4 protein-coding genes and 1 pseudogene are annotated in these 4,468 nt (G+C 62.2%); all 5 read left to right on the top strand.

The genetic code is table 11. The features are described 5' to 3' along the window. Positions 1–138 precede the first annotated feature (138 nt). A complete protein-coding gene (locus NFV80_RS05760) occupies positions 139–1,149 on the top strand; it encodes a sodium:calcium antiporter (RefSeq protein WP_295326989.1) in 1,011 nt (336 codons plus the stop codon). Between the two features lie 335 nt (positions 1,150–1,484). After that, the gene (locus NFV80_RS05755; protein WP_295326986.1) at positions 1,485–1,772 is read left to right on the top strand and encodes a FeoA family protein; all 288 of its coding nucleotides are present in this window, start codon (positions 1,485–1,487) and stop codon (positions 1,770–1,772) included. Beyond that, complete coding sequence (locus NFV80_RS05750) at positions 1,769–3,649, top strand: ferrous iron transporter B (protein ID WP_295326983.1); 1,881 nt, start codon at positions 1,769–1,771, stop codon at positions 3,647–3,649. The genes NFV80_RS05755 and NFV80_RS05750 overlap by 4 nt, the downstream gene beginning before the upstream one ends. Further along, positions 3,642–3,908 carry a hypothetical protein gene (locus NFV80_RS05745; protein ID WP_295326980.1) on the top strand — a complete coding sequence of 89 codons (267 nt, stop codon included), beginning with the start codon at positions 3,642–3,644 and terminating at the stop codon, positions 3,906–3,908. The genes NFV80_RS05750 and NFV80_RS05745 overlap by 8 nt, the downstream gene beginning before the upstream one ends. A 25-nt stretch (positions 3,909–3,933) precedes the next feature. Beyond that, positions 3,934–4,468: pseudogene (locus tag NFV80_RS05740) on the top strand (hypothetical protein); the annotation flags it as partial.

Here is a 4,468-nt window from a genome sequence, read left to right as displayed (position 1 = left end):
AGGAAGCGGTGCGTCATGGTTCTTGCTGTCCGATCCGCCGGAGCCCACAGTGAACACAGCTTTCCGCGCGACCGCCGCCGCGCTCCCTCCCGCAAGCAACCCTCAGCGCACCGCTGGCCTGGCAGCACAGGTGTGGTCATGATCAGCCTGGTCCTGCAACTGGTCGTGATGCTCTTCCTCATTCTCGCAGCTGCCGAGCTATTTACCAATGCACTGGAACACCTCGGCGAAAAACTGAGAATATCGGAGGGAGTCACTGGATCGCTTTTCGCCGCGGTCGGTACGGCGCTTCCGGAAACGACGGTCCCGCTGCTGGCACTGTTTGCGGGTACCAGCGACGTCGGCGTCAACGAGGAAATCGGGGTCGGCGCCATCCTCGGCGCTCCCCTCATGTTGTCTACCCTGTCTACCTGTCTGATGGCCTTGTCGGTCGCTGCGCGTCGCGGGCTCGGCGGTCTCGTTGCCCCCGAACATACCGGTTTCGTGCGCGACCTCGATTTCTTTCTGTTTGCTTTCGCTCTCGCTGCGGTGGCGATGTTCGTTCCGCCGGACGCCCGTTACCTGCGAGCCGCCATCGGCTTCACGCTGGTGCTCACGTACTTCGTGTACGTCCTGATTACGCTGCGTGCGTCGAGCGATCTGGTCGAGAATGGCCACGGTACGGAGGCCGAGGAGAGGATGTTCCTCTCCCGGCTGGGGTTTCCGACCAATCTATTCACCATCCTCGTGCAACTGGCGGCTGGTGTTACCCTCATCCTGTTTGGCGCCAAGGGCTTCATTCATGGCGTCGATGGCGTCGCGCGCCTACTGGGCATCTCGACGCTGCTGCTCTCCTTGCTGATCATCCCGATTGCCACCGAACTCCCCGAGAAGGTCAACAGCATCCTCTGGATACGTCGGGACAAGGACACCCTGGCGTTCGGCAACATCACCGGCGCGATGGTCTTTCAGGGGACCTTGCTGCCCGCCATCGGCATCATGCTGACTCCTTGGCAACCACGTGTCGAAGTCTTCACCGGGGTGCTGGCAACCCTGATCGCCGTCGGCTGGCTGCGCGTCTGGGCGCGCGGCAAGGGTTTGCCCGTCTGGAGCCTGCTGCTCAACGGCGTTCTGTACGTAGCTTATTTGGCAATCATGCTGGAAAGGTGACGCGCATCGCGGAGAGGGCAAGGCGCGACCCTACGCTTGGGGCCAGCAAGGTCTTCTCACGCCTGGCGAGCAGCACGAATGCGCTGCCGCCACGATTCCTGTCGACTGTCAGGCAGGAGCCGCGCGCGTTTCCTGCGGACTCCTCCGGTTTTCGGCAAGTAGACAAGACCATTTCAAGAAACATCTCCAATCACTAGTAATGAGAATTATTCTCATGTATACTGGCTCTGTGTGTGTCGGTGTACGGGGAACGGAAGGCGGGGCAGACTCTTGCCGGCGGTCATTCTTCGCATGCATGTGAATCAGTCTGTGTTTCTGGAAAGGGATCGAATCGTATGAAACAGATGGAATCGATGACCCTGTTCGACCTTCCGATCGGTCAGGAAGCCACGGTCAGCAATGGCTTCCTCGCTGCCGGCGGCGAAACTGGGGATCGGGCACTCGCATTGAGGCTCTTCGAGATCGGGTTTGTCGATGGAGAGCGGGTGCGCGTCGTCGCGCGTGGATTTCCGGGGGGTGATCCGGTTGCGGTGCGTGTGGGCAGCACGATGTTTGCCCTGCGCCGATTCGAGGCCGAGCGGGTGCTGGTGGCGCCGGCACGTACGGAAGGAGAATGCACATGAATGGCGCGAATGGTGCGTTGAGACTGGCCCTGCTGGGCAACCCGAACTGCGGCAAGACGGCCTTGTTCAACCTGCTGACCGGAAGCCGGCAGAAGGTTGCCAATTATCCCGGAGTGACCGTCGACCGCAAGGAAGGCTGGCTCACGACGGCGTCAGGCAAGGAATTTCGCGTACTCGATCTGCCGGGCGCGTACAGTCTCAACGCCATCAGCATCGACGAGGCGATCACCCGCGACGTTGTGCTGGGGACGCTCGCTGGCGAAAAGCGTCCCGATCTGATCGTCTGTGTGAGCGACGCCACCAACCTCAAGCTCAATCTGCGACTCGTTCTCGAGGTCAGGCGTTTGGGGTTGCCAATGGTTCTTGCGCTCAACATGACCGATCTGGCGGTCAAGCGCGGGATCGAAATCGACGTGCCGGCACTGGCGCGCGAGCTGGGTATGCCGGTGGTCAGAACCGTTGCCGTCAAGCGAGGCGGGGCGAGCGATCTGATCGCCCGGCTAGACGCCATGGTGGCGGAGGATCTGTCACATTCCGTTGCCTGGCTGCCGCCGGATGTCGCCGACGTCGCTGCCACGCAGCGTGAGGTGCGGCGCATCCTCGCCGCCACCGTACGCGAACCGGCGCTCGACACGCGCCTGGACGAGCGCATCGATCGCGTCGTGCTGCATCCGGTCTGGGGAATGCTCGTTCTGGCCCTGACCCTGTTCCTGATGTTCCAGGCGGTGTTCAGTTGGGCGAGCGTGCCGATGGATCTGATCAAGAGCAGTGTCCAGGCGCTCGGCGAATTCCTCACCGAGCGCATGCCCGACACGATTCTGCGCAGCCTGCTGGTCGATGGCATCGTCGCCGGTGTCGGCAGTGTGCTGGTGTTTCTGCCGCAGATTCTGATCCTCTTTCTCTTCATTCTCGCACTGGAGGATTCGGGTTACCTACCGCGTGCCGCCTTCCTGCTCGACCGCCTGATGGGTACCGTCGGTCTCTCGGGGCGATCGTTCATTCCGCTGCTCTCAAGTTTCGCCTGCGCCGTTCCCGGCATCATGGCGACGCGCACCATCGCCAACTGGCGTGACCGGCTGGCAACGATCATGATTGCCCCGTTGATGACCTGCTCCGCGCGATTGCCGGTATACGCGCTGATCATTGGCGCGTTCATCCCGGAGGACACCGTGGCCGGCGTATTCAATCTGCAGGGGCTCGTGCTGTTCATCCTCTACGTGGCCGGGGTGCTGAGCGCCATGGCCGTGGCGGGCGTGCTCAAGCTGACGGTCGCGAAGGGGATGCAGCATCCGCTGATGCTCGAATTGCCGTCCTACCGCTGGCCACATGCCCGCAATCTGTTGCTGGGTCTGTTCGAGCGCGCCCGCATCTTCATCATGCGGGTCGGCAACATCATTCTTTCGCTGATGGTGGTGCTGTGGTTCCTGTCTTCCTTTCCGGCTCCGCCGGCGGATGCCAGCGGCCCGGCGATTCAGTACAGTTATGCCGGAATGCTCGGCCACGCGCTCGAGGTCATTTTCGCGCCGATCGGCTTCAACTGGCAGATATCGATCGCGCTGGTCCCCGGCATGGCGGCGAGAGAGGTCGCGGTGGGCGCCCTCGGTACGGTCTATGCGCTCTCGGCCACCGGTGAGGACGTGGCGGAGCAACTGGCGCCGATGCTGTCGGCAAGCTGGTCGTTGCCGACCGCTTTCTCGCTGCTCGCCTGGTACGTCTTCTCGCCGCAGTGCCTGTCGACTCTGGCAGTGGTCAAGCGCGAGACCAATTCCTGGCGATATCCACTGCTGATGGCCGGCTATCTGTTCGCCCTGGCGTATGTCGCGGCTTTTATCACCTATCGCCTTGCCCTCATCCTCTCGGGAGCCGGTGATGCTTGAAGAACTCGTTGTCTATGGCGCGGTCGTCTGCGCCGCCAGCTATGCCACGTGGCGGCTGATGCCTGGCGTGCTGCGCGACGCACTTGTGGAATGCAGTGCAGGACTGGCACGGCGTGTCGGACTTGCCCATGGCGATGCCGGCGCCTCGCCTCGATCCATCCGCGAGAAGAGCAAGGGTGGCTGTGGCGGGTGCACAGGTTGCGTACAAACCAATCCGTCCCGGCGCGTGGCGTCAATCACCAAGAAGAAAGGCAATTGACATGCCCCTTTCAGGAACAAGGCACATGCGATTTGACGACAGACTGGGGAGACGTTGTGCCCTGCTCAGAGGTATGCTGTGCTCGCTGTTGTTGGCGATGCCTCGGGTTCATGCTGCGGCAGTGGAGGAGCCGGCGCCCGCCGATGAGGAACTGCAAGCTGCAGCAGATGAGACCGGCGAGCACACGGACGCAGCCGACGAGAGAGCCGAGGAAGCCGCGGATGCCGGAGGCAGTGCCCCGCCGGATTGGCAGGGAACGACGCTCAGCGGCGACTGGGGCGGCGCGCGCCAGAAGTTGTATGATAGTGGAATTCAAACCGACCTGCTTTACACCGCCGATTTCCTGCACAACTACACCGGCGGCCTGAAGACCGGGGGCACCTATGTCGGTCACGTCGACCTGATCGTGCAGATCGACGGTCAGAAACTGATCGGCTGGGAGGGCGGCTCGGCTTATCTGCAGGTGATCAGCAATGGTGGCGGGCGGTTCAACCGCAATTATGTTGGCAGCCTGATGGGCGTGGACAACTTCGAGGCGCCGGTGAATCGTACCGGCATCT

Origin of the sequence: Accumulibacter sp., from assembly GCF_023806565.1 — a bacterium.
Lineage (GTDB): Bacteria > Pseudomonadota > Gammaproteobacteria > Burkholderiales > Rhodocyclaceae > Accumulibacter.
The sequence above is the reverse complement of the archived record's forward strand: the minus strand, read 5'-3'. Positions and strand labels throughout refer to the sequence as shown.